Origin of the sequence: Variovorax saccharolyticus (assembly GCF_030316765.1) — a bacterium.
In the GTDB taxonomy this organism is placed as follows: Bacteria; Pseudomonadota; Gammaproteobacteria; order Burkholderiales; family Burkholderiaceae_C; genus Variovorax; species Variovorax saccharolyticus.
In genome coordinates, this window is sequence record NZ_JASZYT010000002.1 from 488,777 (window position 1) to 511,126 (window position 22,350).

At 67.3% G+C, this 22,350-nt stretch carries 27 protein-coding genes; 20 read left to right on the forward strand and 7 right to left on the reverse strand.

Going from position 1 to position 22,350, the window contains the following annotated elements:
* Positions 1-19: 19 nt before the first annotated feature.
* The 7 genes from QTI45_RS08430 to QTI45_RS08460 all read left to right on the forward strand — a co-directional run bounded on the left by QTI45_RS08430 (position 20) and on the right by QTI45_RS08460 (position 6,558).
* A complete protein-coding gene (locus tag QTI45_RS08430; RefSeq protein ID WP_286372898.1) occupies positions 20-1,018 on the forward strand; it encodes a Bug family tripartite tricarboxylate transporter substrate binding protein in 999 nt (332 codons plus the stop codon).
* Between the two features lie 4 nt (positions 1,019-1,022).
* Positions 1,023-1,943, forward strand: coding sequence for an amidohydrolase family protein (locus tag QTI45_RS08435; RefSeq protein WP_286372899.1), 921 nt, complete (start codon positions 1,023-1,025; stop codon positions 1,941-1,943).
* Positions 1,943-2,383, forward strand: coding sequence for a protocatechuate 4,5-dioxygenase subunit alpha (gene ligA / locus QTI45_RS08440; protein ID WP_286372900.1), 441 nt, complete (start codon positions 1,943-1,945; stop codon positions 2,381-2,383). The genes QTI45_RS08435 and ligA overlap by 1 nt, the downstream gene beginning before the upstream one ends.
* Position 2,384: 1 nt before the next feature.
* On the forward strand, positions 2,385-3,254 hold the full coding sequence (locus QTI45_RS08445; protein WP_286372901.1) for a class III extradiol dioxygenase subunit beta: 870 nt from the start codon (positions 2,385-2,387) through the stop codon (positions 3,252-3,254).
* A complete protein-coding gene (locus tag QTI45_RS08450) occupies positions 3,251-4,207 on the forward strand; it encodes a Gfo/Idh/MocA family oxidoreductase (protein WP_286372902.1) in 957 nt (318 codons plus the stop codon). Before QTI45_RS08445 ends, QTI45_RS08450 begins: the two co-directional genes overlap by 4 nt.
* 8 nt (positions 4,208-4,215) lie before the next feature.
* A complete protein-coding gene (locus QTI45_RS08455; protein WP_286654029.1) occupies positions 4,216-5,223 on the forward strand; it encodes an aldo/keto reductase in 1,008 nt (335 codons plus the stop codon).
* 141 nt (positions 5,224-5,364) lie between these two features.
* On the forward strand, positions 5,365-6,558 hold the full coding sequence (locus QTI45_RS08460) for a Fic family protein (protein ID WP_286654030.1): 1,194 nt from the start codon (positions 5,365-5,367) through the stop codon (positions 6,556-6,558).
* A gap of 55 nt (positions 6,559-6,613) precedes the next feature.
* Here the strand turns inward: QTI45_RS08460 and QTI45_RS08465 are convergent, their stop codons facing one another.
* A complete protein-coding gene (locus QTI45_RS08465; protein WP_286654031.1) occupies positions 6,614-7,420 on the reverse strand; it encodes a PaaX family transcriptional regulator in 807 nt (268 codons plus the stop codon).
* Positions 7,421-7,494: 74 nt separating this feature from the next.
* Here QTI45_RS08465 and QTI45_RS08470 point away from each other — a divergent pair, with 74 nt between their 5' ends.
* From QTI45_RS08470 to QTI45_RS08510, 9 genes are all read left to right on the forward strand, one after another.
* On the forward strand, positions 7,495-8,277 hold the full coding sequence (locus QTI45_RS08470) for a crotonase/enoyl-CoA hydratase family protein (RefSeq protein WP_286654032.1): 783 nt from the start codon (positions 7,495-7,497) through the stop codon (positions 8,275-8,277).
* A 10-nt stretch (positions 8,278-8,287) separates the two neighbouring features.
* Positions 8,288-9,838, forward strand: coding sequence for an AMP-binding protein (locus QTI45_RS08475; RefSeq protein ID WP_286654033.1), 1,551 nt, complete (start codon positions 8,288-8,290; stop codon positions 9,836-9,838).
* 85 nt (positions 9,839-9,923) lie between these two features.
* Entirely contained in the window at positions 9,924-11,132 is a 1,209-nt protein-coding gene (locus tag QTI45_RS08480; RefSeq protein WP_286654034.1) for an ABC transporter substrate-binding protein, read from the forward strand.
* The gene (locus QTI45_RS08485; protein ID WP_286372908.1) at positions 11,129-11,926 is read left to right on the forward strand and encodes an ABC transporter ATP-binding protein; all 798 of its coding nucleotides are present in this window, start codon (positions 11,129-11,131) and stop codon (positions 11,924-11,926) included. The genes QTI45_RS08480 and QTI45_RS08485 overlap by 4 nt, the downstream gene beginning before the upstream one ends.
* A complete protein-coding gene (locus QTI45_RS08490) occupies positions 11,910-12,626 on the forward strand; it encodes an ABC transporter ATP-binding protein (protein ID WP_286654035.1) in 717 nt (238 codons plus the stop codon). The genes QTI45_RS08485 and QTI45_RS08490 overlap by 17 nt, the downstream gene beginning before the upstream one ends.
* Positions 12,627-12,647: 21 nt before the next feature.
* Positions 12,648-13,520 carry a branched-chain amino acid ABC transporter permease gene (locus QTI45_RS08495; RefSeq protein ID WP_286372910.1) on the forward strand — a complete coding sequence of 291 codons (873 nt, stop codon included), beginning with the start codon at positions 12,648-12,650 and terminating at the stop codon, positions 13,518-13,520.
* A gap of 2 nt (positions 13,521-13,522) precedes the next feature.
* Positions 13,523-14,452 carry a branched-chain amino acid ABC transporter permease gene (locus QTI45_RS08500; RefSeq protein WP_286654036.1) on the forward strand — a complete coding sequence of 310 codons (930 nt, stop codon included), beginning with the start codon at positions 13,523-13,525 and terminating at the stop codon, positions 14,450-14,452.
* A gap of 150 nt (positions 14,453-14,602) precedes the next feature.
* Positions 14,603-15,028 carry a helix-hairpin-helix domain-containing protein gene (locus QTI45_RS08505; protein WP_286654037.1) on the forward strand — a complete coding sequence of 142 codons (426 nt, stop codon included), beginning with the start codon at positions 14,603-14,605 and terminating at the stop codon, positions 15,026-15,028.
* A 114-nt stretch (positions 15,029-15,142) separates the two neighbouring features.
* The gene (locus QTI45_RS08510; protein ID WP_286654038.1) at positions 15,143-15,595 is read left to right on the forward strand and encodes a helix-hairpin-helix domain-containing protein; all 453 of its coding nucleotides are present in this window, start codon (positions 15,143-15,145) and stop codon (positions 15,593-15,595) included.
* Positions 15,596-15,634: 39 nt separating this feature from the next.
* Here QTI45_RS08510 and QTI45_RS08515 read toward each other — a convergent pair whose 3' ends face one another.
* The 4 genes from QTI45_RS08515 to QTI45_RS08530 are packed head-to-tail and all read right to left on the reverse strand — an operon-like array spanning position 15,635 to position 17,816.
* Entirely contained in the window at positions 15,635-15,964 is a 330-nt protein-coding gene (locus QTI45_RS08515; protein WP_286654039.1) for a hypothetical protein, read from the reverse strand.
* 26 nt (positions 15,965-15,990) lie between these two features.
* A complete protein-coding gene (locus QTI45_RS08520; RefSeq protein ID WP_286372915.1) occupies positions 15,991-16,212 on the reverse strand; it encodes a DUF7661 family protein in 222 nt (73 codons plus the stop codon).
* 3 nt (positions 16,213-16,215) lie between these two features.
* Entirely contained in the window at positions 16,216-16,869 is a 654-nt protein-coding gene (locus tag QTI45_RS08525) for a dihydrofolate reductase family protein (RefSeq protein WP_286372945.1), read from the reverse strand.
* A gap of 50 nt (positions 16,870-16,919) precedes the next feature.
* Positions 16,920-17,816: a flagellar biosynthesis protein FlhF gene (locus QTI45_RS08530; RefSeq protein WP_286654040.1), complete on the reverse strand. Its 897-nt coding sequence runs from the start codon at positions 17,814-17,816 to the stop codon at positions 16,920-16,922.
* 238 nt (positions 17,817-18,054) lie between these two features.
* Here QTI45_RS08530 and QTI45_RS08535 point away from each other — a divergent pair, with 238 nt between their 5' ends.
* The 4 genes from QTI45_RS08535 (at position 18,055) to QTI45_RS08550 (ending at position 20,950) form a co-directional block, all read left to right on the forward strand.
* On the forward strand, positions 18,055-18,519 hold the full coding sequence (locus QTI45_RS08535; protein ID WP_286654041.1) for a gamma-glutamylcyclotransferase family protein: 465 nt from the start codon (positions 18,055-18,057) through the stop codon (positions 18,517-18,519).
* 307 nt (positions 18,520-18,826) lie between these two features.
* Positions 18,827-19,222 carry a nuclear transport factor 2 family protein gene (locus QTI45_RS08540; RefSeq protein WP_286372918.1) on the forward strand — a complete coding sequence of 132 codons (396 nt, stop codon included), beginning with the start codon at positions 18,827-18,829 and terminating at the stop codon, positions 19,220-19,222.
* 223 nt (positions 19,223-19,445) lie between these two features.
* Positions 19,446-20,054 (forward strand): HD domain-containing protein, encoded by a 609-nt coding sequence (locus QTI45_RS08545; protein WP_286654042.1) that lies wholly within the window; start codon positions 19,446-19,448, stop codon positions 20,052-20,054.
* Positions 20,055-20,218: 164 nt separating this feature from the next.
* Positions 20,219-20,950: an oxygen-binding di-iron domain-containing protein gene (locus QTI45_RS08550; protein WP_286654043.1), complete on the forward strand. Its 732-nt coding sequence runs from the start codon at positions 20,219-20,221 to the stop codon at positions 20,948-20,950.
* A 77-nt stretch (positions 20,951-21,027) separates the two neighbouring features.
* Here QTI45_RS08550 and QTI45_RS08555 read toward each other — a convergent pair whose 3' ends face one another.
* Both QTI45_RS08555 and QTI45_RS08560 read right to left on the reverse strand, forming a co-directional pair.
* The gene (locus QTI45_RS08555; protein ID WP_286654044.1) at positions 21,028-21,423 is read right to left on the reverse strand and encodes a tautomerase family protein; all 396 of its coding nucleotides are present in this window, start codon (positions 21,421-21,423) and stop codon (positions 21,028-21,030) included.
* A gap of 60 nt (positions 21,424-21,483) precedes the next feature.
* Positions 21,484-22,347: a tRNA-uridine aminocarboxypropyltransferase gene (locus QTI45_RS08560; protein WP_286654045.1), complete on the reverse strand. Its 864-nt coding sequence runs from the start codon at positions 22,345-22,347 to the stop codon at positions 21,484-21,486.
* Positions 22,348-22,350: the final 3 nt, after the last annotated feature.

The window sequence follows — 22,350 nt, forward strand, 5'->3', positions numbered from 1 at the left end:
TCCTCACCTGAATCTCATCATGCAAGTCACTCGACGTCTTCTCGCGACCCGCGCCCTCGCTCTCACCGCCGGCGCACTGACCGCCGCGGCGCTGCCCATGGGTGCCTTCGCGCAGCAGTTCCCGACCAAGGCGGTGCGCATCATCACGCCGTTCCCGGTCGGCGGCGGCCCCGACGGCGTCGCCCGCCTGGTGGCCGACAAGCTCTCGCGCGCCTGGGGCCAGCCGGTGGTGGTCGAGAACCGCCCGGGCGGCAACGGCTTCATCGCGATCGACGCCTTCAAGCGCGGCGCCAAGGACGGCCACGACATGATCGTGCTCGACAACGTGCATCTGGCAGCCTACCCGGCGCTGTTCAAGAAGCTGCCCTACGACCCGGTGAAGGACTTCGACACGCTGCTGCCGCTGTTCAAGACCTACTTCTTCTTCACGGTCGCGACCGACAGCAAGTACAAGACCGTCGGCGACATCATCGCGGACGCCAAGGCCAACCCGGGCAAGCTCAACTTCGGCTCCTGGTCGATCGGCAACCCGGTGCACCTGGGCTCCGAGCTGTTCGCGAGCACCGCGGGCATCAAGATGGAGCACGTGCTCTACAAGGAAACCACGCAGCTCTACACCTCGGTGTCGACCGGCGAGCTGGCCTTCGCGCTCGGCAGCGCCGCCACCGCGGGCCCGCTGCAGCGCGCCGGCAAGCTGCGCTTCCTGGCCGTGACCGCTCCGCAGCGCAACGCCGCTTTCCCGGACGTGCCCACGGTCGGAGAATCCGGTGGCCCGAAGGGCTTCGAGGTGACCGGCTGGAACGCGATCGCGGTGCCGCCGGGCCTGCCGCCGGCAGTCACCGACAAGATCAAGAAGGACATCGAGACCGCGCTCGCGAGCCCGGACGTGCTGGAGAAGTTCAAGAGCTTCGGCTACGAACCGTTCCCGCAGACGCGCGACCAGTTCAACCAGTTCGTCAAGGCCGAGACGCAACGCTTCGGCGACGTGATCCGCAAGGCCAACATCTCACTGGACTGACGCCATGACCGAGAAATTCACCAAGACCCCGGGTTGGCTCGACTGGTACGCCGGCCCCTCCAAGCCGCGCTTCAAGGTGCCGGCCGGCAGCGTCGATGCGCACTGCCATGTGTTCGGCCCGGGCGACCAGTTCCCGTTCGCCCCGGAACGCAAGTACACGCCCTGCGATGCCTCGAAAGACCAGCTGTTCGCACTGCGCGACCACCTCGGCTTCGACAAGAACGTGGTCGTCCAGGCCACCTGCCACGGCGCCGACAACCGCGCCATGGTCGATGCGCTGAAGGCCTCCGGCGGACGTGCCAAGGGCATCGCCACGGTCAAGCGCAGCATCAGCGACGCCGAGCTCAAGGAGCTGCACGACGCCGGCGTGCGCGGTGTGCGCTTCAACTTCGTCAAGCGGCTGGTCGATTTCACGCCCAAGGACGAACTGCTGGAGATCGCCAGCCGCATCGCGCCGCTGGGCTGGCACGTGGTGATCTACTTCGAAGCGGTCGATCTGCCCGAGCTGTGGGACTTCTTCACCGCGCTGCCGACCACCGTGGTGGTCGACCACATGGGCCGCCCCGACGTCAGCAAGCCGATCGACGGCCCCGAGTTCGAGCTGTTCCTGAAATTCATGCGCGAGCACACCAATGTGTGGAGCAAGGTCAGCTGCCCCGAGCGCCTGTCGCTCACCGGCCCGAAGGCATTGAACGGCGAGCAGGCGGCCTACCAGGACGTCGTGCCCTTCGCCCGCAAGGTGGTCGAGAGCTTCCCCGACCGCGTGCTGTGGGGCACCGACTGGCCGCACCCGAACCTCAAGGACCACATGCCCGACGACGGCCTGCTGGTCGATTTCATCCCGCAGATCGCGACCACCGCCGAGCTGCAGCGCAAGCTGCTGGTCGACAACCCGACGCGGCTGTACTGGCCGGAGCTGAAGTAATGTCGCTCGAGAAACCCTACAAGGACGTGCCCGGCACGACCATCTTCGACGCCGAGCAATCGCGTCTGGGCTATCACCTGAACCAGTTCTGCATGTCGCTCATGAAGGCCGCCAACCGCGAGCGCTTCAAGGCCGACGAGCGGGCCTACCTCGACGAGTGGCCGATGACCGAAGAGCAGAAGCTCGCGGTGCTCGCGCGCGACCTCAACCGCTGCATCGCGCTCGGGGGCAACATCTACTTCCTGGCCAAGATCGGCGCCACCGACGGCAAGAGCTTCCAGCAGATGGCCGGCAGCATGACCGGCATGACCGAAGAGGAATACCGCGACATGATGATCAAGGGCGGCCGTTCGGTCGAGGGCAATCGCCGCGTCGGCGAGGACGGCACTGCGCAGGCGCATCGGCAGCCTCAAGGCGCCGCTGGAAAAAAAGGCAACTGACATGGCCCGCATCACCGCATCCGTCTACACCTCGCACGTGCCCGCCATCGGCGCCGCGCTCGACCTCGGCAAATCGCACGAGCCCTACTGGCAGCCGCTGTTCGCGGGCTACGACTTCTCCAAGCAGTGGATGAAGGACAACAAGCCCGACGTCATCTTCCTGGTCTACAACGACCACGCGACGGCCTTCAGCCTGGACATGATCCCGACCTTCGCGATCGGCACCGCCGATTCGTACCAGCCGGCCGACGAAGGCTGGGGCCCGCGCCCGGTGCCGACCGTCATGGGCCACGCGCCGCTGGCTTCGCACATCGCGCAGAGCGTGATCCAGCAGGACTTCGACCTCACCATCGTCAACAAGATGGACGTCGACCATGGCCTCACGGTGCCGTTGTCGCTGATGTGCGGCCAGCCCCCGCAGTCCGACTTCCGCTGGCCCTGCCCGGTGATCCCCTTCGCGGTCAACGTGGTGCAGTACCCGGTGCCGAGCGGCCGCCGCTGCTTCATGCTGGGCCAGGCGATCCGCCGCGCCGTCGAGTCCTACGACGAGGACATCAATGTCCACATCTGGGGCACCGGCGGCATGAGCCATCAGCTGCAGGGTCCGCGCGCCGGCCTGATCAACGCCGAGTGGGACAACAAGTTCCTCGACCGCCTGATCGCCGACCCCGACGGCCTCTCGAAGGTGCCGCACATCGACTACGTGCGCGAAGCCGGCTCCGAGGGCATCGAGCTCGTGATGTGGCTGATCGCACGCGGCGCGATGGCCGACGTCGCCGGCGGCAAGCCGCCCAAGGTGGCGCACCGCTTCTTCCATGTTCCCGCGTCCAACACGGCCGTGGGCCACCTCATCCTGGAGAACCAACAATGACCAAGACCATCAAGGTTGCCCTCGCCGGTGCCGGCGCCTTCGGCATCAAGCACCTCGACGGCATCAAGAACATCGACGGCGTCGAAGTCGTCTCGCTGGTCAGCCGCGAACTCGACAAGACCCGCGAAGTGGCGGCCAAGTACGGCATCGGCCACGTCACGACCGACCTCGCCGACTCGCTGGCGCTGAAGGAGGTCGACGCTGTCATCCTCTGCACGCCGACCCAGATGCACGCCTCGCAGAGCATCGCGGCGCTCAGGGCCGGCAAGCACGTGCAGGTCGAGATTCCGCTGGCCGACTCGCTCAAGGATGCGCAGGCCGTGGTCGACCTGCAGAAGGAAACCGGCCTGGTCGCGATGTGCGGCCATACGCGCCGCTTCAACCCCAGCCACCAGTGGGTGCACAAGAAGATCAAGGCCGGCGAATTCAACATCCAGCAGATGGATGTGCAGACCTACTTCTTCCGCCGCACCAACATGAACGCGCTGGGCCAGGCGCGCAGCTGGACCGACCACCTGCTGTGGCACCACGCCGCGCACACGGTCGACCTGTTCGCCTACCAGGCCGGCAGCCCGATCGTGAAGGCCAATGCGGTGCAGGGCCCGATCCATCCGACCCTGGGCATCGCGATGGACATGTCGATCCAGCTGCAGGCGGCCAACGGCGCGATCTGCACGCTGTCGCTGTCCTTCAACAACGACGGCCCGCTCGGCACCTTCTTCCGCTACATCGGCGACACCGGCACCTACATCGCGCGCTACGACGATCTCTTCACCGGCAAGGAAGAAGCGATCGACGTCTCGAAGGTGGACGTGTCGATGAACGGCATCGAGCTGCAGGACCGCGAGTTCTTCGCCGCGATCCGCGAAGGCCGCGAGCCGAATTCGAGCGTCGCGCAGGTGCTGCCCTGCTACCAGGTTCTGCAGCAGCTGGAACAGCAACTGCAGAGCTGAGCCGCGCCATGCACAAGCGTCAACTCGGCCCGTTCTCGGTCAGCGCGATCGGCCTCGGCTGCATGAACCTGAGCCATGCCTATGGCGTGCCGCCGTCGGCGGAGCAGGGCGAGCGGCTGCTGCTGGCGGCGCTGGATGCCGGCGTGACCTTGTTCGATACTGCGGCGCTGTATGGCTTCGGGGCCAACGAGCAGTTGGTCGGGCGGGTGTTGAAGCCGCACCGCAGCGCCTTCACGCTGGCCAGCAAGGGCGGCATGGCGGGTGTGCGCGGCGACGACGGCACGCTGCGCCGCGTGATCGACGGCCGCCCGGCCACCTTGCGCCGCAACTGCGAAGACAGCCTGCGGAACCTGCAGACCGAGGTCATCGATCTCTACTACCTGCATCGCTGGGACAAGTCGGTGCCGATCGAGGACTCGGTCGGCGAGATGTCGCGCCTGGTCGAAGAGGGCAAGGTGCGCGCGCTGGGCCTGTCGGAGGTCTCGGCGGCGACCTTGCGGCGCGCGCATGCGGTGCACCCGATCGCTGCCGTGCAGAACGAATATTCGCTCTGGAGCCGCAACACGGAGATCGCCGTGCTCCAGGCCTGTCGCGAGCTGGGTGCGGCGCTGGTGGCCTTCAGCCCGCTGGCGCGCGGCTTCCTGTGCGACGTGTTGCACGACGTGTCGACGCTCGACGCCAAGGACATCCGGCGCGCGATGCCGCGCTTCTCGGCCGAGAACTACGCGCGCAACCTGGCGCTGCTGCCGGCCTACACCGCGCTGGCGAAAGAGGCCGGCTGCACGCCGGCGCAGCTGGCACTGGCCTGGCTGCTGTCGCGCGGCGAGCACGTGATCCCGATCCCCGGCACGACCCGCCTCGACCACCTGCAGGAAGACCTGCAGGCCGAGCAGGTCCGGCTGTCGCCCGAACTGCTTGCGCGGGTCGATGCGCTGATCAACCAGCGCACCGTGAGCGGGGCGCGCTATGGCGCGCAGAGCAGCACCGAGGTGGATACCGAGGTGTTCGAGGCGTGAAGGCGGCGGGGCGAAACCGGAAATGAAACCGGAAACGGAAGTGGGCGAATATCGATGAGAGTACAAATAAGTATTTGATACTTAAGGCATTTCTGGCGTATAAGACAGGAAATCCAACCGGAATCCATGTCGCAAAAGCCAGTGGCTCTCTCGGTCTATGACCAACCCCATCAGTTCGAGCCGCTGCTGCCCGCGCAAAAGCTGGACGAACTGCGAGAAGCCACGCGCCGAGTATTCGAGAAGTCCTCGGAGCTGAGGGCGGCATCCAGTCCCGAGGCGCGCGACTCTCTGCGCGAGATCGTCCGATCGATGAACTCCTACTACTCGAACCGCATCGAGGGGCAGGGGACGCATCCCGCCAACATCGAACGCGCGCTTCGGCATGACCTCTCTGAACGCCCTGACGTCGCAAGGGGCCAACGCGTGGCGCTGGCGTACATCGAGGCCGAGAAGGAACTGGAGCAGCAGGCCGGCACCGAGGCCGAGGCGCTCGCCAGCGGCTTTCTTCGCCAAGCGCATGCCAGCCTGTACAGCCGTCTGCTGCCTGATGATCGGCGCACCGACGATGGTCGGGTGATTGTCCCGGGAGAACTTCGCCAGCATGACGTGATGGTGGGCCGGCATCAACCCCCGGCTTGGCGGTCGATCCCGCAGTTCCTGCAACGCATGGATGCGGTCTATGGCCGGCTCACCGGCGTCGACGCCGTGATCTACACCATCGCCGCCGCGCATCACCGCATGGCCTGGACCCATCCCTTCGAGGACGGCAATGGTCGTGCGGTCCGACTGCAGACCCATTGCGCATTGTTTCCATTGAGCGCCGGTCTCTGGTCGGTCGATCGAGGCCTGGCGCGGCAGCGAGAGCGCTACTACGAACTGCTCGACAGCGCCGACGGCGCACGGCAGGGCGACCTCGATGGCCGCGGCAACCTCAGCCAGAAGATGTTGTGGGAGTGGTGTCGCTACTTCATCGAGCTTTGCGAGGACCAGGTGGCCTTCATGGCGACGATGCTCGACTTGCCGAAGCTCAGGGACCGCATTCGCGCCTTCGTGCTCGTCCAGCGTGCGACCACCGGCCTTGCCGAGTACCGCGAAGAGGCGATTCTTCCGCTGCAGACGGTTGTCGCAATGGGCTCGGTGTCGCGCGGCGACTTCATCCGGATGACCGGGCTCGAGGAGCGCACGGCACGCAAGGTCATCTCCCGATTGCTGGCCGACGGCCTGTTGGCCAGCGACGGTCATCGTGCGGAGCTGCGCATCGCCTTTCCGCTGTCATCGCTGGGCATCCTGTTGCCCAATCTCTACCCCGAAGCCTCGACCGCGCCGTCGGACTGAGACCGACACCGATTTCCGGAAGCCGCGTCGGCGGCGTTCGCGTCGGCAGATCGTCTCAAACCTCCAGCACCTCCCGCCAAAGCTCACGCGCCCGCGCCTGATAGCTGCGGGTCGCCTCGATCAGCGCCCGTCGCGGCGCGCCGGGCTGGATCGCCTCGGGCAGCAGCGGATCGCGCACGATGCCGCGGATCACGGTGCGGCCGACCAGCAGCGTCTCGCGGGCAGAGGCCTCGGGCGCCAGGCGCGGCAGGCGCGCGTTGCTGTCCTCGATCAGCTTCAGCGCGCCGCGGTAGGCGGCCGACAGCGCCGGCACGTCCCACAGCGCCCGCATCCGCGCAGCGGCGTCGGCGTCGAAGCCGCTGCCGCCGAACACCAGGCTGCCCGCCGCCAGGCCGAGCCGGGCCAGCGCCGCGCGCATCGCCTCGGCACCGCCGTCGAGGTTGTCGGGCCGCACCGAGAGGCCCGCCGCCAAGGTGCGGAAGCCGTTCAGGTCGAGCGCCCGCAGGTGGTGCCGCCAGGCGGTCTTGTCGCTGCGCGGCACGTCGCCGTCATGCACCAGCAGCCAGCCGCCGGCCCAATGGCCCATCCGGCTCTCCTTCTCGAACCAGTGCTGCACCTCGTAGTGCACCGAGTTGCCCTGCAACTGCACGGCATAGCAGCCGCGTCCGGTCTTGACGATCCGGTCCTGGCTCAGCAGGCGCGTCAGCGCCACCCGCACGCTGGGCGTGCTGAGTCCCATGATCTCGCCCGCACGCGCGAGCGTCTGCACCGTCATGTGCGGCTCGGGATGGGTGATCAGCAGGTCGAGCACCAGGTCCGCAGCCGAAGGTTCGCCTTCTTCGATGTTATGAAGTATGTCCATCTAGGTGAAAACGTGTAATCTTTCTTATTCTGCCGCCGATATCATTTTCATTGAAATATCAATGGAGCAAGCGAATGGCGGGTTCTTTCATCCGGACCGAGGTCGACGGCCCAGTGTGCACGATCATCCTGGACCGCCCCGCGGTGCGCAACGCGGTCGACGGCCCGATGGCGATCGAGCTGCGCCGCGCCTTCGAGGCCTTCGAGGCCGACGACGCGCAGCAGGTGGCGGTGCTGTGGGGTGCCGGCGGCCATTTCTGCGCCGGTGCCGACCTGAGCGCCGTCGGCGATCCTTCGCGCCGCCATGAGCTAGATCCCCAGGGCGGCGGCAGCGGGCCGATGGGGCCGACCCGCATGGCGCTGTCCAAGCCGCTGATCGCCGCGGTCAGCGGCTATGCCGTGGCCGGCGGCCTCGAACTCGCGCTGCTGGCCGACCTGCGGGTGGTCGAGCGCGATGCGGTGTTCGGCGTCTTCTGCCGCCGCTGGGGCGTGCCGCTGATCGATGGCGGCACGGTGCGGCTGCCGCGCATCGTCGGCATGGGCCGGGCGCTCGACATGATCCTGACCGGCCGCCCTGTGGGGGCCGAAGAAGCATTCGCGATGGGTCTGGCCAGCCGCCTGGTCGACCCAGGCACTGCGCGCGAGGCCGCCGACGCCCTGGCGCGCGAGATCGCTGCCTTCCCGACCCGCTGCATGCTGGCCGATCGCGCGTCGGCCTATGGCCAGTGGGATCTCCCGCTGGCAGAGGCGCTGCGCGCCGAAGGCGCCCAAGGCGTCCCGGTGGTGTTCGAGGAAGCCGTGGCGGGTGCCGCCCGCTTCGTCCAGGGCGCCGGCCGCCACGGCAGCTTTGGCAAATAGGAACCCGAACATGGCCCCCACCACCCTCGACCTGATCCGCCGCGGTGCCGCCCAGCACGGGCCCCGCACTGCCGTCAGCTTCGGCGGCCGCAGCCTGAGCTTCGCCGAGGTCGATGCGCTTAGCGCCCGCCTGGCCCACGCACTGCGCGCCCGCGGCGCCGAGCCCGGCACGCGCATCGCGCTGCTGGTCAACAACAGCCTCTACAGCGTGCCGCTCGACTTCGCCTGCGTGAAGGCGGCGCTCAACCGCGTCCCGCTCAATGCCCGGCTGTCGCTGCCCGAGCACGTGCGCATGCTGCAGGACACCGGCTGCCGCCTGCTGGTGTTCGGGGCCGACTTGGCCGAGCGCGCCGCCGCCCTGCGCGAGGCCCTGCCGGGCCTGGACTGCCATGGCCTCGATGCCAGCCTGCCCGGCGGCACCGACCTGATCGCCGCGGCGGCGCAGCAGCCGTCGCGCGACCCCGATCTTCAGGTGAGCGCCGACGACGTGATCCTGACCCTGTTCACCTCCGGCACCACCGGCACGCTCAAGGCCGCGCAGCACACGCAGGGCTCCTATGCCGCGATCTGCCGCAACGTGCTGCTCAACCTGCTGCCCGCGACGCCCGACGACGCGATGCTGCATGCCGCCTCGCTGATCCACGCCAGCGGCGTCTTCGTGCTGCCCTTCTGGCTGCGTGGCGGCCGCACCGTGATCCTGCCCGGCTTCGAGCCCGAGTCCTTCCTGGCCGCGATCGATCGCGAGCGCGCGACCGCGATCAACCTGGTGCCGACTATGCTGCAGATGCTGGTCGAGACGCCGGCCATGGCGACCTGCAAGGTCGATGCGCTGCGCTACGTGATCTACGGCGCGTCGCCGATGCCGCGCCCCGTGATCGAACGCGCGATGGCGCTCTGGGGCCAACACCGCTTCTGGCAGTACTACGGCCAGACCGAGGTGCCGCTGTGCCTCGCGGTGCTGCGGCCCGAAGACCATCATGGCGAGCGGCTGGGCGCCTGCGGCCAGCCGGCCATCGAGGTGGAAGTGCGGCTGCTCGACGAGTCCGGCCACGACGTGCCGCCGGGCCAGCCCGGCGAGATCGCGGTGCGCGCGCCGTCGGCGGTGGCCGGCTACCACGCGGCGCCCGAACTCACGGCACAGACCTTCAAGCCCGACGGCTGGGTGCTCACGCGCGACGTCGGCGTGTTCGACGAGCACGGCTTCCTGTTCCTCAAGGACCGCACCTCCGACATGATCGTCAGCGGCGGCTACAACGTCTATCCGCGCGAGGTCGAAGAGGCGCTGCTTGCCCATCCCGCGGTGCGCGAATGCGCGGTGGTCGGCCTGCCCGACCACAAGTGGGTGGAGGCGGTCACCGCGGTGGTGGCGCTTGCCCCCGGCCACGCCGAAAGCGATGCGCTGGCGGCCGAACTGATCGCGAAGGTCGCTGGCCAGCTGGCGTCGTACAAGAAGCCGCGGCGCGTGATCTTCGCCGAGCAGATCCCGAAGACCGCGGTGGGCAAGCTCAACCGCCGCGCCCTGCGCGATCGCCTGCGCGCCGCATCCGACCCGCCGGCCTGAAGCGCCGGCCGGTCAGCGTGGAACAAGAGACGGCCGAAGCCGTCCGCCGCCACACCGATCTGTCACACCACCCAGGGAGAGAACAATGCAGACACGCGACATTCGAAGGGCCGGCCGCTGGCTGGCCGTGGCCGTCCTCGCAGGCAGCGCCCTGCTGGCGCAGGCCCAGAAGCGCTACGACCCCGGCGCCACCGACACCACGATCAAGATCGGCAACACCATGCCGTACTCCGGGCCGGCCTCGGTCTATGGCACCGTGGGCAAGAGCGCGGCCGCCTACTTCCGCAAGGTCAACGCCGAGGGCGGCATCGGCGGCCGCAAGATCGAGTTCATCTCGCTCGACGATGCCTACAGCCCGCCGGTGGCCGTGGAGCAGACCCGCAAGCTGGTCGAGCAGCAGAAGGTGCTGCTGATCTTCGGCCCGCTCGGCACGCCCACCAATGCCGCGACCCAGAAGTACCTCAACATCAAGAAGGTGCCGCAGCTCTTCGTGAACTCGGGCGCCGAGCGCTGGGGCGACCACCGCCAGTTCCCGTGGAGCATCGGCTTCAACCCCACCTACGTGACCGAAGGCCGCATCTATGCCGCGCACATTCTGGCCAGCCGGCCCGATGCCAAGGTGGCGGTGCTCTACCAGAACGACGAGTTCGGCAAGGACATCGTGCGCGGCTTCCTCGATGGCCTCGGCGACAAGGCCAAATCGGTGGTCGTGGCTCAGGCCAGCTACGAGGTCAGCGACCCCACGGTCGACAGCCAGATCATCAGCCTCAGGAGCTCGGGCGCCGACACGCTGATGAACTTCTCGCAGCCCAAGTTCGCGGCCCAGACCATCCGCAAGATGGCCGCGATCGGCTGGAAGCCCGCGCACTACCTGACCAACGTGTCGAACTCGGTGGCGGCGGTACTCAAGCCGGCCGGCGCCGAGCATGCGAAGGGCATCCTCACCGCCACCTACCTGCGCGATCCGAGCGATGGCCGCGACACGCCGGAGGGGCGCGACTTCGCGGCCTTCATGAAGCAGTACTACCCCGAGGGCGACCCGAACGACACGCTCAACGTCACGGGCTACTCGATGGCGCAGGCGCTGGTGCAGCTGCTGACCCAGGCCGGCGACGACCTGACCCGCGCCAACCTCATGAAGCAGGCCGCGAGCCTCGACATGACCTTGCCGATGCTCTATCCGGGCATCCGCCTGAAGACCGGGCCCGACAACTTCTACCCGATCCGGCAGATGCAGCTGGTGCGCTTCGACGGCACCGGCTACGAGAAATCCGGCGACCTGCTCGGGCAGTGAACACGCCTTCAACCGGCGCGCCGCTGCTGCGCGTGGAGGCGGTGTCGGTGCGCTTCGGCGGCATCCTGGCGCTCGATGCGGTGTCGTTCAGCGTCGAGGCGGGCCAGATCTGCGGCCTGATCGGCCCCAACGGCGCCGGCAAGAGCACCGTCTTCAACTGCCTCTCGCGCATCTACGACTGCGGCGCCGGAAGCATCGAGTTCGATGGCCGGCGCATCTCGACGTTGCCGCGCCACCGCATGGCGGGCGAGGGCATCGGCCGCACCTTCCAGAACCTCGCGCTGTTCGGCAGCATGAGCGTGCGCCAGAACCTGCTGGTCGGCTGCCATGGCCGGCAGCCGGCCGGTTTCGTGGGCGCCCTGCTGCGCCTGCCCGCCGAGCGGCGCATGGAGCGCGAGGCGCAGGCGAGGGCGGACGAACTGTTGCGCTTCCTGGCGCTCGAAGACTGCGCCGAGCGCATCGTGGCCGACCTGCCCTTCGGCACCCAGAAGCGGGTCGAGCTCGGCCGCGCGCTCTGCGGCCGGCCGCGCCTGCTGCTGCTCGACGAGCCGGCCTGCGGGCTCAACCACGAAGAGCTCGAAGGCCTGGCCGCGCTGATCCGCGAGATCCGCGACCGGCTCGGCGTCACGGTGCTGCTGGTCGAGCACCACATGGGCCTGGTGATGGCGATCTCCGACCAGGTGGTGGTGCTGAACTTCGGCCGCAAGATCGCCGAGGGCACGCCCGCCGCGGTGCGGCAGCACCCCGAGGTGATCCAGGCCTACCTGGGAGGCGCCCATGCCGATGCTGCTTGAAGTTGAGGGGCTGCATGCGGCCTATGGCGCGAGCCGCGTGCTGCACGGCATCGACCTGTCGATGCGGGCCGGCTCGGTCACCGCGCTGCTCGGCGCCAACGGCGCCGGCAAGACCACGACCCTGCGCGCGCTGTGCCAGATGGCGGTGCGCACCACGGGCACGATCCGCATCGGCGGCGAGCGCGCCGACGGCCGGCCCACCGAGCGGATCGTGCGGCTCGGCGTCGCCCACGTGCCCGATGGCCGCGGCACCTTCCTCGCGCTGAGCACCGAAGAGAACCTGCGCCTGGGCGGCTACGGGCGGCGCGACCGCGCGGGCGTCGCCGAAGACTTCGAGCGGGTCTACGGTTACTTCCCGCGGCTCCGGGAGCGCAGCGGCCAGCAGGCCGGCACATTGTCCGGCGGCGAGCAGCAGATGCTGGCGATCGGCCGGGCGCTGATGTCGCGGCCGCGCCTGCTGCTGCTCGACGAGCCCTCCTTCGGGCTCGCGCCGCTGGTCGTGCGCGACATCTTCGAGATCATGCGGCGCATCAACGCGGAGCAGGGCGTCTCGATCCTGCTGGTCGAGCAGAACGCCGCGCTGGCGCTCGACATCGCCGATTCGGTCTATCTCATGGAGAGCGGCCGCATCGTGCTGCACGGCACGCCGCAAGAGGTCCGCGGCAACGACGCGGTGCGCCGCGTGTACCTCGGCGGCTGAGCACGAGCTCAAGGAGACAACATGCAAGCATTCCTGCACCAGCTGCTGGCCGGCCTGGCCACCGGCGGCATCTACGCCAGCGTCGCCCTGGCGCTGGTCATGATCTACCAGTCGACCCACCTCGTGAACTTCGCGCAGGGGGAGATGGCGATGTTCTCCACCTACCTCGGCTGGGCGATGCTGCAGGCCGGCCTGCCCTACTGGGCGATGTTCGGCCTCACCGTGGGCCTGTCCTTCGTGATGGGCGCGCTGGTCGAGCGGATCGTGATCCGTCCGATGCGCCATGCGCCGGTGCTGTCGGTGGTGGTCGTCTTCATCGCGCTGCTGATGATCTTCCACAGCCTGGCCGGCTGGTTGTTCGGCTACACGATCAAGCAGTTTCCCAGCCCGTTCCCGGAGCGCGCCTGGTACGGCACGGCGCTAATGTCCGCGCACGAGGTCGGCGCGATCGCGATCACGCTCGCGGTGATGGCGCTGATCTTCGGCTTCTTCCGCTTCACCGCACTCGGCCTCGCGATGCGCGCGGCGGCACAGAACCCGGTGTCGTCGCGGCTGGTCGGCATCGACGTCGGGTGGATGCTGATGCTCGGCTGGGGCCTGGCCGGCGCGGTCGGCGCGGTGGCCGGCATGCTGGTCGCGCCGGTGGTCTTCCTCGACCCCGGCATGATGGGCGGCGTGCTGCTTTACGCCTTCGCCGGCGCGCTGGTCGGCGGCATCGACAGCCCGGCGGGCGCGGTGCTCGGCGGCTTCATCGTCGGCGTGCTCGAGAACCTGATCGGCAGCTACGTGGTCGGCACCGAACTCAAGCTTACGGTGGCGCTGGTGCTGATCGTCGGCGTGCTGATCGTGCGTCCGAGCGGGCTGTTCGGCCGGACCATCGTGGTGAAGGTCTAGCCATGAGCCTCGTCGAACGCACCGCTTTCGCGCTGCTGCTGTTGCTGGCCCTCGCCTTTCCCTTCCTGGCTGAGGGCTACGCGGTGTTCCAGGCCACCATGGTGCTGTCGTACGCGGTGGCGCTGCTGGGGCTCAACATCCTGACCGGCTACAACGGGCAGATCTCGCTCGGGCATGGCGCCTTCTATGCCTTCGGGGCCTACACCGCGGCGATCCTCATGGACCGCTTCGGCCTGCCCTACTGGGCGACCATCCCGGCCGCGGGCGCGGTCTGCCTGGTGGCCGGCGTGCTGTTCGGCCTGCCGGCACTCAAGCTCGAAGGCCTGTACCTGGCGCTGGCCACCTTCGCGCTCGGCGTGGCGATGCCGCAGCTGCTCAAGTACAAGCACCTGGAGCCGTGGACCGGCGGCGTGCAGGGCCTGGTGCTGGCCAAGCCCGATGCACCCTTCGGCCTGCCGCTCACGCAGGACCAGTGGCTCTACCTGTTCGCGCTGGCCGTGGTGGTGGTCTTGTTCGCGCTGGCGCGCAACCTGCTGCACAGCGGCGCCGGCCGGGCGATCGTCGCGATCCGCGACCATCCGCTGGCGGCGCAGGCGATGGGCATCGACAACCGGCGCTACAAGGCCGGCGCCTTCGGCATCTCGGCGATGTACACCGGCATCGGCGGCGCCCTGTCGGCGATCGCGGTGCAGTTCGTGGCGCCCGATTCGTTCACGATGTTCCTGTCGATCTCGCTGCTGGTGGGCGTGGTGGTCGGCGGCGTCGGAACGCTCTCGGGTGCACTCTACGGTGCCCTGTTCCTCGTGTTCGTCCCGACTGCGGCCGAGAAGATCACCCAGTCCGCGCCGTGGGCGATCTACGGCGTGGTGCTGATCCTGTTCGTGTTCGTGATGCCGGGCGGGGTCGCGCGGCTGCTGCACCGGCGCGGATGAACCGGCCGCGTCGGACCGCGGCCGAACCAGCCATCAAATCGCAATCCGCTCGATGCGGACACTAGGGAGAATCCGCGCAGCGCTCCCTGCGGCCGAGCGTTGGAAAAGCACTAACGTTGAAGGCAAAAAAATGTCAGGGAGGAGCCCAACGTGTCACGTCGCATCGAGTCGGTTCAAGACCTTGCGCAACTGCCCCCGGAAGAACTGCTGCCCTGTCTCAGGGCACTGCGGGGTGCCATCGGCGAGGCCAGGCGAAAACGTGCGGAGGATCGGCGAGAGGGGCGGGTCGCCGCCGATGTGCCATTGAGTTTCCCCGCCTTCGACTGGTATCCCCGAGGGAGCCGCCGGATATCGCTTCCTGCCCGGATCGATCCTTCGACCCCGATCGACGAGATCCCGATACGGAGCGGGGCGAGGGCCGCGCTCAAGAGCCTCGGCATCTTCTATCTGGAGGATCTCTCCGCCATCACCGAGAGGGAACTGCTGGTGAAGGAGTCGATCGGGCGCCACACCGCCGAGCTTCTGAGGGAGGTCCTGCTGCGCGTGGGACTGGACTTCATGCCGAATCGAAGCTGAGCGCGCCGGCGCCGAGCCATCGTGTTGCACCAAGGTGCAGCCGCACACGCACCATGGTGCGAACACTTTCGCGTGGTGCTCGACTAAGCTCGTCCGAACGCGAAAGGTGCCTTCATGTCCTGCACGATCCGGTCTGTCAATGACCTCGCCCAACTCCCCGACGACCAGTTGCTCGGTTGCCTCAAGGCGCTGCGCGCGGCCATCCATCGAGAGAAGCAGGCGCACTCGGCCGCGCTTCGGGCGCATCGCATCCCGGCGGGAAGTCCTTTCGCCTTCGAGTCCTTCGACTGGTCCCCGCGCGGCGCCCAGCGCTGGGATATCGCCCAGGTCGAACCCCAGACACCGGTCGAGGAACTGCTGGTGCGCGCCGGCGCCAGGGATGCGCTCAAGAGGCTGCACATCTTCTGCCTGGAGGATCTGTCGGCCATCACCGAGCGCGAACTGCTCGACGAGCAGGCGATCGGCGTCAAGACGGTGGCGCGCCTGCGCGAGACGCTGGTTCGCGCCAACCTCGACTTCCTCCAGGATCCCGAGGCCGAGTTCAAGACGGCCTCCAGGCGCGCCTGAAGGCGCCGCAGCCGCCTTGGGGCGGCCCGGCGGCGGTCTTCACTGGCCGGTCGCAGGCTCTCCAACGCGGTCTGCTTCGAGGGAAGCCGCCGGCTCGACGATGAGACTCTCGGAGTCGGATGCGGGCGGCAGCGCGAGCTGCTCCGTGACATGAATGCGGCGCACCACCAGTTCGTCGATCTCCAGCCGCCGGATCCGGACCCGGCCGACCACCAGCCGCCCGATCGACAAGGCACCGATGGCCACCCCACCGATGGCGACGGCGCCGATCGCGATGGTGCCCAGGGCTCCGGTTCCGACGGCCTGCGCGCCGGTCGCGGCGGCGGGCGATTTCCGAGTGCGTGCGAACTTCGAATGCATCAGTTTCATGGCAACTCTTTGAGGAAGCGGGACGGTCAATGCCTCTGAACCTCGAAGACGTCGCCGTTGGTGGGCGATGCATCCTCGTGATAGACGTCATAGAGGTACTGCGCGAGCTCTTCGCGCGCGAGATCGGCGGGGATGGCGAGCTCGACCTTGCCGCGCTTGCCATCCGCCCCGATCAGATAGCTGGCCCATCGGCCATCGAGCCTTTCGATGGCCATGATCCGGCCGAAAACATTGAACAGATGCCGCATGGCCTAGTTCCCCTGGCGCCGGAGCACGACGTGGGTGGCTTTCTCCGTCGCGACGAACTGAACGCATTCGTATCCCAGAGCGCGCATGTCGATGCCTTCGAACAGCCGCTCTCCCGCGCCCAGCAGCACCGGCGAGATGGCGAGGTGCAGCTCGTCGATGAGGGCCGCACCCAGATACTGGCGGATGGTGTCGGGTCCGCCGCCGATGCGCACATCCATTCCGTTGGCCGCGTCGCGCGCCCGGTCCAGCGCCTCGTGAATGCCGCCCGTGACGAAGTGGAACGTCGTGCCGCCTTCCATCTGAATGGGCGGGCGCGCGTGATGCGTCAGGATGAACGTTGGAACGTGATAGGGCGGGTTGTCCCCCCACCAGCCTTTCCATTCCATGTCGGGCCAGGGACCGCGAATCGGTCCGAACATGTTCCTTCCGAGAATCCAGGCGCCCACGTTGTCGAAGCCCCGCGCAGCGAAGTCGTCATCGACCCCCGTCGTGCCACCGTCGGCGCCAAACAGGGTCTGTTGGAACGTGCGTGTCGGGAGCAGCCACTGATGCAGATCCGTCCCACCCACGCCGAGCGGATTCCCGAGATCCTGGTTCGGACCAGCGCCGTATCCGTCCAGCGAGAGGGTGAAGCCCTCGACTCGCACGCGTGCCATGTTCATGCCTTTCTGGCGATTGACCGCCAGGCGCAATATAGCCGCCTGCCTCAGCGAGCGGCGCCTCGTGTCGAGTAGTCGAACTGCGGCCCCGGCCCGGCCGCGATCGGCGGCCCCGGGTCGTTGCCGGCCGCGCTGGACGGGGCCCGAACCGCCGGGCGCCCGAAGTTGTACAGCGGCCCGGGGCCCGGCACGACGGGAGGCCCGGTATCCGCGAACCGTTGCGACGGCGCCTGCCCGCGGTCGTACAGCGGCAAGGGTCCGGCCGCGGTCGGCGGGCCGGGATCCGGCTCGACGCGCAAGGCGGAGCGCTCGGCCGCGCTCGGTGGCGGCGTCTCGGCCGGGCTGCGGCGCTGCGGCGAAGCGACGGCCGTCCGCGGCCGGGCGACCGGTCGCGGTGTCGCGGCAGGCGGCGGATTGGGGCGCGACGCCTGCGGCGCGGCGGCCTGGACCGGCCGCGCCGCGCTCTCGGCGGCAGGAGCAGCGGCAGGAGCGGCGGGAGCCATGCCCAGGGCGTCCAGCCGAGCGTCCTGCGCGGCGTCGGTCGATGCGCTCGAGACCGGTGGCACAGGGGCAACCGGCGCAACCCTGGAGGGCGGCGACTCCGGCAGCACGAGCGCCAGGATCTGTTCCTGCAGAGGAGGTGCGCCGGGCTTGTGCGTGACATGGAAGCACCAGGCCGCGAAGCCCACGACCATGGCCAGACCGACACCGCCGGCCTTCATCCAGAAGGCGGCGGTTTCCGCCGGCAGCACGGGAACGGCGGCGCCGTCGCGGCCGCCTTCACCACTGCGCGGCGCGGCCTCGGCGGCGGGGCGGATCGCCATCACGGCATCGAGCGCGGCGGGTCCCGAGGGCGTGAATCCGGGCAATGGATGCGCGCAGCCCACGCAGTACTTCGCCTTCGAGCGGTTGGCGCTTCCGCAGACATTGCATACGACCGGCATGGCCACTGGCTCCCTTGGCGACTGACACGAGTGCCTACTCTGCACGGCTGTGCGCCGCTGTATGTCGGTCGGCGCCTACACGGCGTGTCCGTGGGCCTTGCTTGCTTCTCGGGATGAAGTCGAGGCGGCAGCCAGAGGCTCAAGCTGGCGAACGGCGACAGTCGACCAGAGCCAGGCACTCGCATCCACTGCAAAATTCGAACGAGCTGGGTCGCAGCGATTCGCAGAAACTGAACGTATGCCGAACTACTTCGCCTATGGGTCCAACATGTCGCATGACCAGATCTGTGCACGTTGCCCGTCCCACAAATTCATCTGCGCCGCCGAGCTGCCCGGCTACAAATTGGCGTTCACCAGGTACTCACCCAAGCGCGAGTGCGGCGTCGCTGACATCGTCCCGGCGCCAGGGCAGTCTGTATGGGGCGCGGTGTTCGATGTGAGCGGCGAGGATTTGGCCGCACTTGACCGGCACGAAGGAGCCCACTTGACCCCGCCGGCCTATGTGCGCGTTCAAGTGCGGGTCGCTGCTGCGGATGGCCGCTCGCTGGATGCGATCACCTATGAGGTCCTCGACAAGGCGGCCTCCGGGCATGCCCCAAGCGGGGAGTACCTTGGCCTCATTCTCGATGGCGCTCGCAAGTGGGGCCTGCCACAGGCCTATCGAGAGGCACTGAGAAAGTTCGAGGGCCAATCTCAACGGTGAGCGCTGACACTGGCCGAGCGCGAGGAGATCTCACGTGCCATGGCGGCTGGCTTCTCGATTCGCTCGATCGCGAGCGGCAAACGCGATACGTGATGTGGGTCCAGATGGATGGCAAGGTCTCCCAGACCGTCGTCAATGCAATCATCGGCGGGGCGCTACGGGTGTCCGTTGATGGCCGATTTCAGGCGGTACTGGGCAGGCTCACGGAGGCACCAGATTCCCGCGGCAATCGTTACAACTGAACCGACTGCTGCGCACGATGTAGTACTAAGCTACTCGCCCCTTCAATCAGCCGAGGAGCGAAACCATGGGAAAACCAACCGAAATCGCCAAGCAAGCCTATTCTGCTTTCGCGACCGGCAACATACCCGCGCTTCTCGAAATGCTCACGGAAGACGTGGAATGGCGATTCTTTGCCAACCCGGAAACGGGAACGCCCTACGGCGGCACCTTCAAAGGCAGGCAGCAGGTGGTCGGGTTCTTCACGAAGCTTGCGGAGACGGTCGAGCTACTCGAGTTCGAGCCTCGCGAGTTTCTGGAGGGGCCCAATCACGTGACGACCATCGGCCGCTCCAAGGGAAGGGCTCGCCCCGATGGCAAGGTTCACGACACGGAATGGGTGCAAGTCTGCATCCTCGACGGCAATTCCAGAATCAGCCGCTGGGTCGGCACTGAAGATAGCGCAGCAAGGTTGGACAAGTAGCGGGCGGCGCCCGGCCAAGGGGCTTCGTTGTGACGCGAACTTCGTCGGCCGGAGCCCTTCAAGAGTACGGAGGGCCGACATCAAATCTCGCACCCGCCCATTCGAGAAACTTGGACCTGGCAAGCCCCGATGGCGCCCGACCTATGGCTACTTCGTACCACCTGTGGCAAGGTTCGTGGTGTCGAAATCACATTAGGCGGCGCGCCTGCTCTCAAGCACTTCCATGCCATCCGATACCCTGGTTCAACAACTCGCGTTCCTCCGCGAGATCGACAGGCTCAAGTCCGTGATACGGCAGTCACCGCTCTTGGATGGCAGTCGCAAGGAGAACAGTGCAGAGCACTCTTGGCACCTGGCCATGTATGGCTTGCTTCTGCGAGAACACGCCAGTTCAGGGGTCGATTCTGAACGAGTGATCAAAATGCTCTTGATACACGACATCGTCGAAGTCGACGTAGGTGATACGCCGCTACACGGCGGTTCCTCGCCGACCCTGCAAGCTGAACTGGAGCACAAGGCGGCCTGCAGGCTGTTTGGTCTGTTGCCCGAACCCCAAGGCTCGGAATTTCTGGAACTCTGGCAGGAGTTTGAAGAAGGCGACTCCGAGGACGCACGTTTTGCCAAGGCGCTCGATCGCGTGCAGCCACTGATTGCCAATGTCCTCACCGGCGGAGGAACGTGGACTGATGGTCGTGTCGACCTCATCCAGGTGCTGGAGAAGTACGGTCCCACGATCCGCCGCGGTTCGCCAGTACTCTGGAGCGCCTGCGAGGCCATGGTTCGCGAGCACTTTGCTCGCGACAGGCCGCCTTCGCGCACAGGTTCTGCCTGATTGGCGAACGGCCGGTTTTGTCCGCATTCTTGCCGGAGACTCCGGTTCCCTCGCACGCCATCTTTCAGTGCACAGCTCCCTCTGGCGCCGGACTATCAAACTGGAGTACTGTTTCGCCCTGACGACGTATCAGGTCGTCGCTCCGTAACGCACAGGAGACGCGCATGGTCACGAATTCACAGTCGGGCACCAACGTGCAGGAAATCGCGACGGACATATTCCGCATCAACACGCCGGTGCCCCTGCCCGACGGCAACCTATTCAGCTTCAACCAGTACCTCGTGGTCGACGACGAGCCGCTCTTGTTCCACTCCGGACCGCGCCAGCTTTTCCCGCTGGTGTGCGAGGCCATCGCGAGCGTGATGCCGGTCGAGCGTCTCCGCTACATCGGGCTCTCTCATGTCGAGGCGGACGAGTGCGGCGCCATGAACTTGCTTCTCGCGGCAGCACCGCAAGCAGTGCCGTTGTGCGGCAGCATTGCAGCCATGGTCTCGATGAGTGACCTGGCAGACCGACCACCGCGCGCGCTTGCCTGCGGTGAGGAGATCTCGCTCGGCAGCCACACGATGCACTGGTTCGACACGCCCCATCTTCCGCATGGCTGGGAATGCGGGCTGATGATGGACACGCGCACGCGCACGTTCTTTTGCGGCGACCTCTTCACGCAGCCAGGCGACAGCGAGAAGGCGCTCACCGATGCCGACATCCTGGGCCCCAGCGAGGCGTTCCGAAAGCAGATGGACTACTACGCGCATGCGCCGCAGACGGCCGCATTGCTGGCCGGGCTTGCGGAGCAGGAACCCCGCACGCTTGCCTGCATGCACGGCAGTGCATGGCAGGGCGACGGCGCCGCACTGTTGCGTCAGCTTTCAGTGGCGTTGTCGGCGCAGCGTTGAGTCAGGCGCACGGCCTCAGCGAAGGCCAGGTCTTGGCCGCATGCAGCCGGTCGCGCCCTCGGGCTCTCTTCGCCGCCTTACGCCTCGCCGGGTTTCCAGTCCGGGCTGTAACCGCCAAGCGCCGGGTGGTACATCTCGTCCCCATCGTGCTGAGTGAACTCGACGTTGAGTCGGTTTTCCTGCAGGCCGAGAATGTCGATGCAGTGCCGGCAGAGGGCCTTTGCCACTTGCATTCGCAGCTCGGCGGGTCGACCTCTGCGGATGTCCAGCATGAGCAGTGAGACGGGAGTCGGCTCGTCCCCCAGTTCTGGAATACGCCACAACCCGCCCTCGCCCAGCTCACGGATGGCGACGCTGATTCGCCGAATGTCCACGGACATCATGCGCGCGTAGGTCTCACTCATCGCCGCGGCCAACCGCTTCTTGTCGTCGACGGAATAGCTGCGGGTCACGTCCAGCTGAAGGTACGGCATAGGAACTCGATTGAACGAAGTGAGCGGATGTCCGGTTGAGGCCGGATTCTGCCCGACGCGTCACCGACGCCGGCGGCCTCCTGTTGGCACTTTCCGTGCCACCGTTTCTTCGCGATGTTCCCCGTTCCAAGGCATTGCTCGCACGCTTCCACAAGAAGCTGAATTGAGCCCGCTGTCCCGGCTTGTCAGCAGAGACACCTCATGCAGTCGCTGGTGGGCGAAGCCATCCCACGCGATGGGCTGTTGGCTCTTCGCGTGCAGGTAGTGGTGGGTAAACACTGCCAGGTAGGCTTCCAGCGTTTGCTCGGCAACAGGTTCACCAGCCAGGCTCATGCACAAGGCGGCCACCTCGCTGGTGCAGAAGTGGTCGGTGCGCCCGGAGTTGCGCAGCTTGTATTGCGAGGTCTGCCTGGGCTCCAGGCTCAACACCGGCAGTCGGTCCAGGTAAGGGCTTCTTCGGAACATCTTGCGCGCCTCGGACCAGGTCCCATCCAGAAGGATGAAGAGCGGGCGCGTCTGCCGGGCCTCATCCCGGAGGCCGTCGGACGGTTGAACGGTGCGCACCACCCGCTCGGGCTCTGCGTACTGGCCCGGGAACACCACGTAGGGCTGCCATTGCGGGTCACACAGCAGGGCCAGGAGGTCCGGGTCGGTTTCGGTGCGCGTCCAGCCGAATGCGAAGGTGTCGGCCACCACATCAGCGACCAACCAGCCCGTGTTGCTGGGTTTGAGCGGCTCGATGTCCGCCATGAGCAGGCACACCCCGGCGCGCGTGATCAACGAGGGGCGCAAGCTGCACATGCAATGGCTGGGCACCAGCCGGCAGTCCACGCAGCGCTCGCGCTTGAAGCCGCCACGAGCGAGAAAGGGTTTGGCGCTGCGCGCCAGGCGGGCGGCGCGCAGGTGGGAGACTGCGTGGGGCATGCG

What these genes read in the sequence shown, in the direction of transcription:
- QTI45_RS08430 (WP_286372898.1), top strand. Translation starts at nt 20, where the DNA reads ATGCAAGTCACTCGACGTCTTCTCGCGACCCGCGCCCTCGCTCTCACC.
- QTI45_RS08435 (WP_286372899.1), top strand. Translation starts at nt 1,023, where the DNA reads ATGACCGAGAAATTCACCAAGACCCCGGGTTGGCTCGACTGGTACGCC.
- ligA (WP_286372900.1), top strand. Translation starts at nt 1,943, where the DNA reads ATGTCGCTCGAGAAACCCTACAAGGACGTGCCCGGCACGACCATCTTC.
- QTI45_RS08445 (WP_286372901.1), top strand. Translation starts at nt 2,385, where the DNA reads ATGGCCCGCATCACCGCATCCGTCTACACCTCGCACGTGCCCGCCATC.
- QTI45_RS08450 (WP_286372902.1), top strand. Translation starts at nt 3,251, where the DNA reads ATGACCAAGACCATCAAGGTTGCCCTCGCCGGTGCCGGCGCCTTCGGC.
- QTI45_RS08455 (WP_286654029.1), top strand. Translation starts at nt 4,216, where the DNA reads ATGCACAAGCGTCAACTCGGCCCGTTCTCGGTCAGCGCGATCGGCCTC.
- QTI45_RS08465 (WP_286654031.1), bottom strand. Translation starts at nt 7,420, where the DNA reads ATGGACATACTTCATAACATCGAAGAAGGCGAACCTTCGGCTGCGGAC.
- QTI45_RS08470 (WP_286654032.1), top strand. Translation starts at nt 7,495, where the DNA reads ATGGCGGGTTCTTTCATCCGGACCGAGGTCGACGGCCCAGTGTGCACG.
- QTI45_RS08475 (WP_286654033.1), top strand. Translation starts at nt 8,288, where the DNA reads ATGGCCCCCACCACCCTCGACCTGATCCGCCGCGGTGCCGCCCAGCAC.
- QTI45_RS08480 (WP_286654034.1), top strand. Translation starts at nt 9,924, where the DNA reads ATGCAGACACGCGACATTCGAAGGGCCGGCCGCTGGCTGGCCGTGGCC.
- QTI45_RS08490 (WP_286654035.1), top strand. Translation starts at nt 11,910, where the DNA reads ATGCCGATGCTGCTTGAAGTTGAGGGGCTGCATGCGGCCTATGGCGCG.
- QTI45_RS08495 (WP_286372910.1), top strand. Translation starts at nt 12,648, where the DNA reads ATGCAAGCATTCCTGCACCAGCTGCTGGCCGGCCTGGCCACCGGCGGC.
- QTI45_RS08500 (WP_286654036.1), top strand. Translation starts at nt 13,523, where the DNA reads ATGAGCCTCGTCGAACGCACCGCTTTCGCGCTGCTGCTGTTGCTGGCC.
- QTI45_RS08510 (WP_286654038.1), top strand. Translation starts at nt 15,143, where the DNA reads ATGTCCTGCACGATCCGGTCTGTCAATGACCTCGCCCAACTCCCCGAC.
- QTI45_RS08515 (WP_286654039.1), bottom strand. Translation starts at nt 15,964, where the DNA reads ATGAAACTGATGCATTCGAAGTTCGCACGCACTCGGAAATCGCCCGCC.
- QTI45_RS08520 (WP_286372915.1), bottom strand. Translation starts at nt 16,212, where the DNA reads ATGCGGCATCTGTTCAATGTTTTCGGCCGGATCATGGCCATCGAAAGG.
- QTI45_RS08525 (WP_286372945.1), bottom strand. Translation starts at nt 16,869, where the DNA reads ATGGCACGCGTGCGAGTCGAGGGCTTCACCCTCTCGCTGGACGGATAC.
- QTI45_RS08530 (WP_286654040.1), bottom strand. Translation starts at nt 17,816, where the DNA reads ATGCCGGTCGTATGCAATGTCTGCGGAAGCGCCAACCGCTCGAAGGCG.
- QTI45_RS08535 (WP_286654041.1), top strand. Translation starts at nt 18,055, where the DNA reads ATGCCGAACTACTTCGCCTATGGGTCCAACATGTCGCATGACCAGATC.
- QTI45_RS08540 (WP_286372918.1), top strand. Translation starts at nt 18,827, where the DNA reads ATGGGAAAACCAACCGAAATCGCCAAGCAAGCCTATTCTGCTTTCGCG.
- QTI45_RS08545 (WP_286654042.1), top strand. Translation starts at nt 19,446, where the DNA reads ATGCCATCCGATACCCTGGTTCAACAACTCGCGTTCCTCCGCGAGATC.
- QTI45_RS08550 (WP_286654043.1), top strand. Translation starts at nt 20,219, where the DNA reads ATGGTCACGAATTCACAGTCGGGCACCAACGTGCAGGAAATCGCGACG.
- QTI45_RS08555 (WP_286654044.1), bottom strand. Translation starts at nt 21,423, where the DNA reads ATGCCGTACCTTCAGCTGGACGTGACCCGCAGCTATTCCGTCGACGAC.
- QTI45_RS08560 (WP_286654045.1), bottom strand. Translation starts at nt 22,347, where the DNA reads ATGCCCCACGCAGTCTCCCACCTGCGCGCCGCCCGCCTGGCGCGCAGC.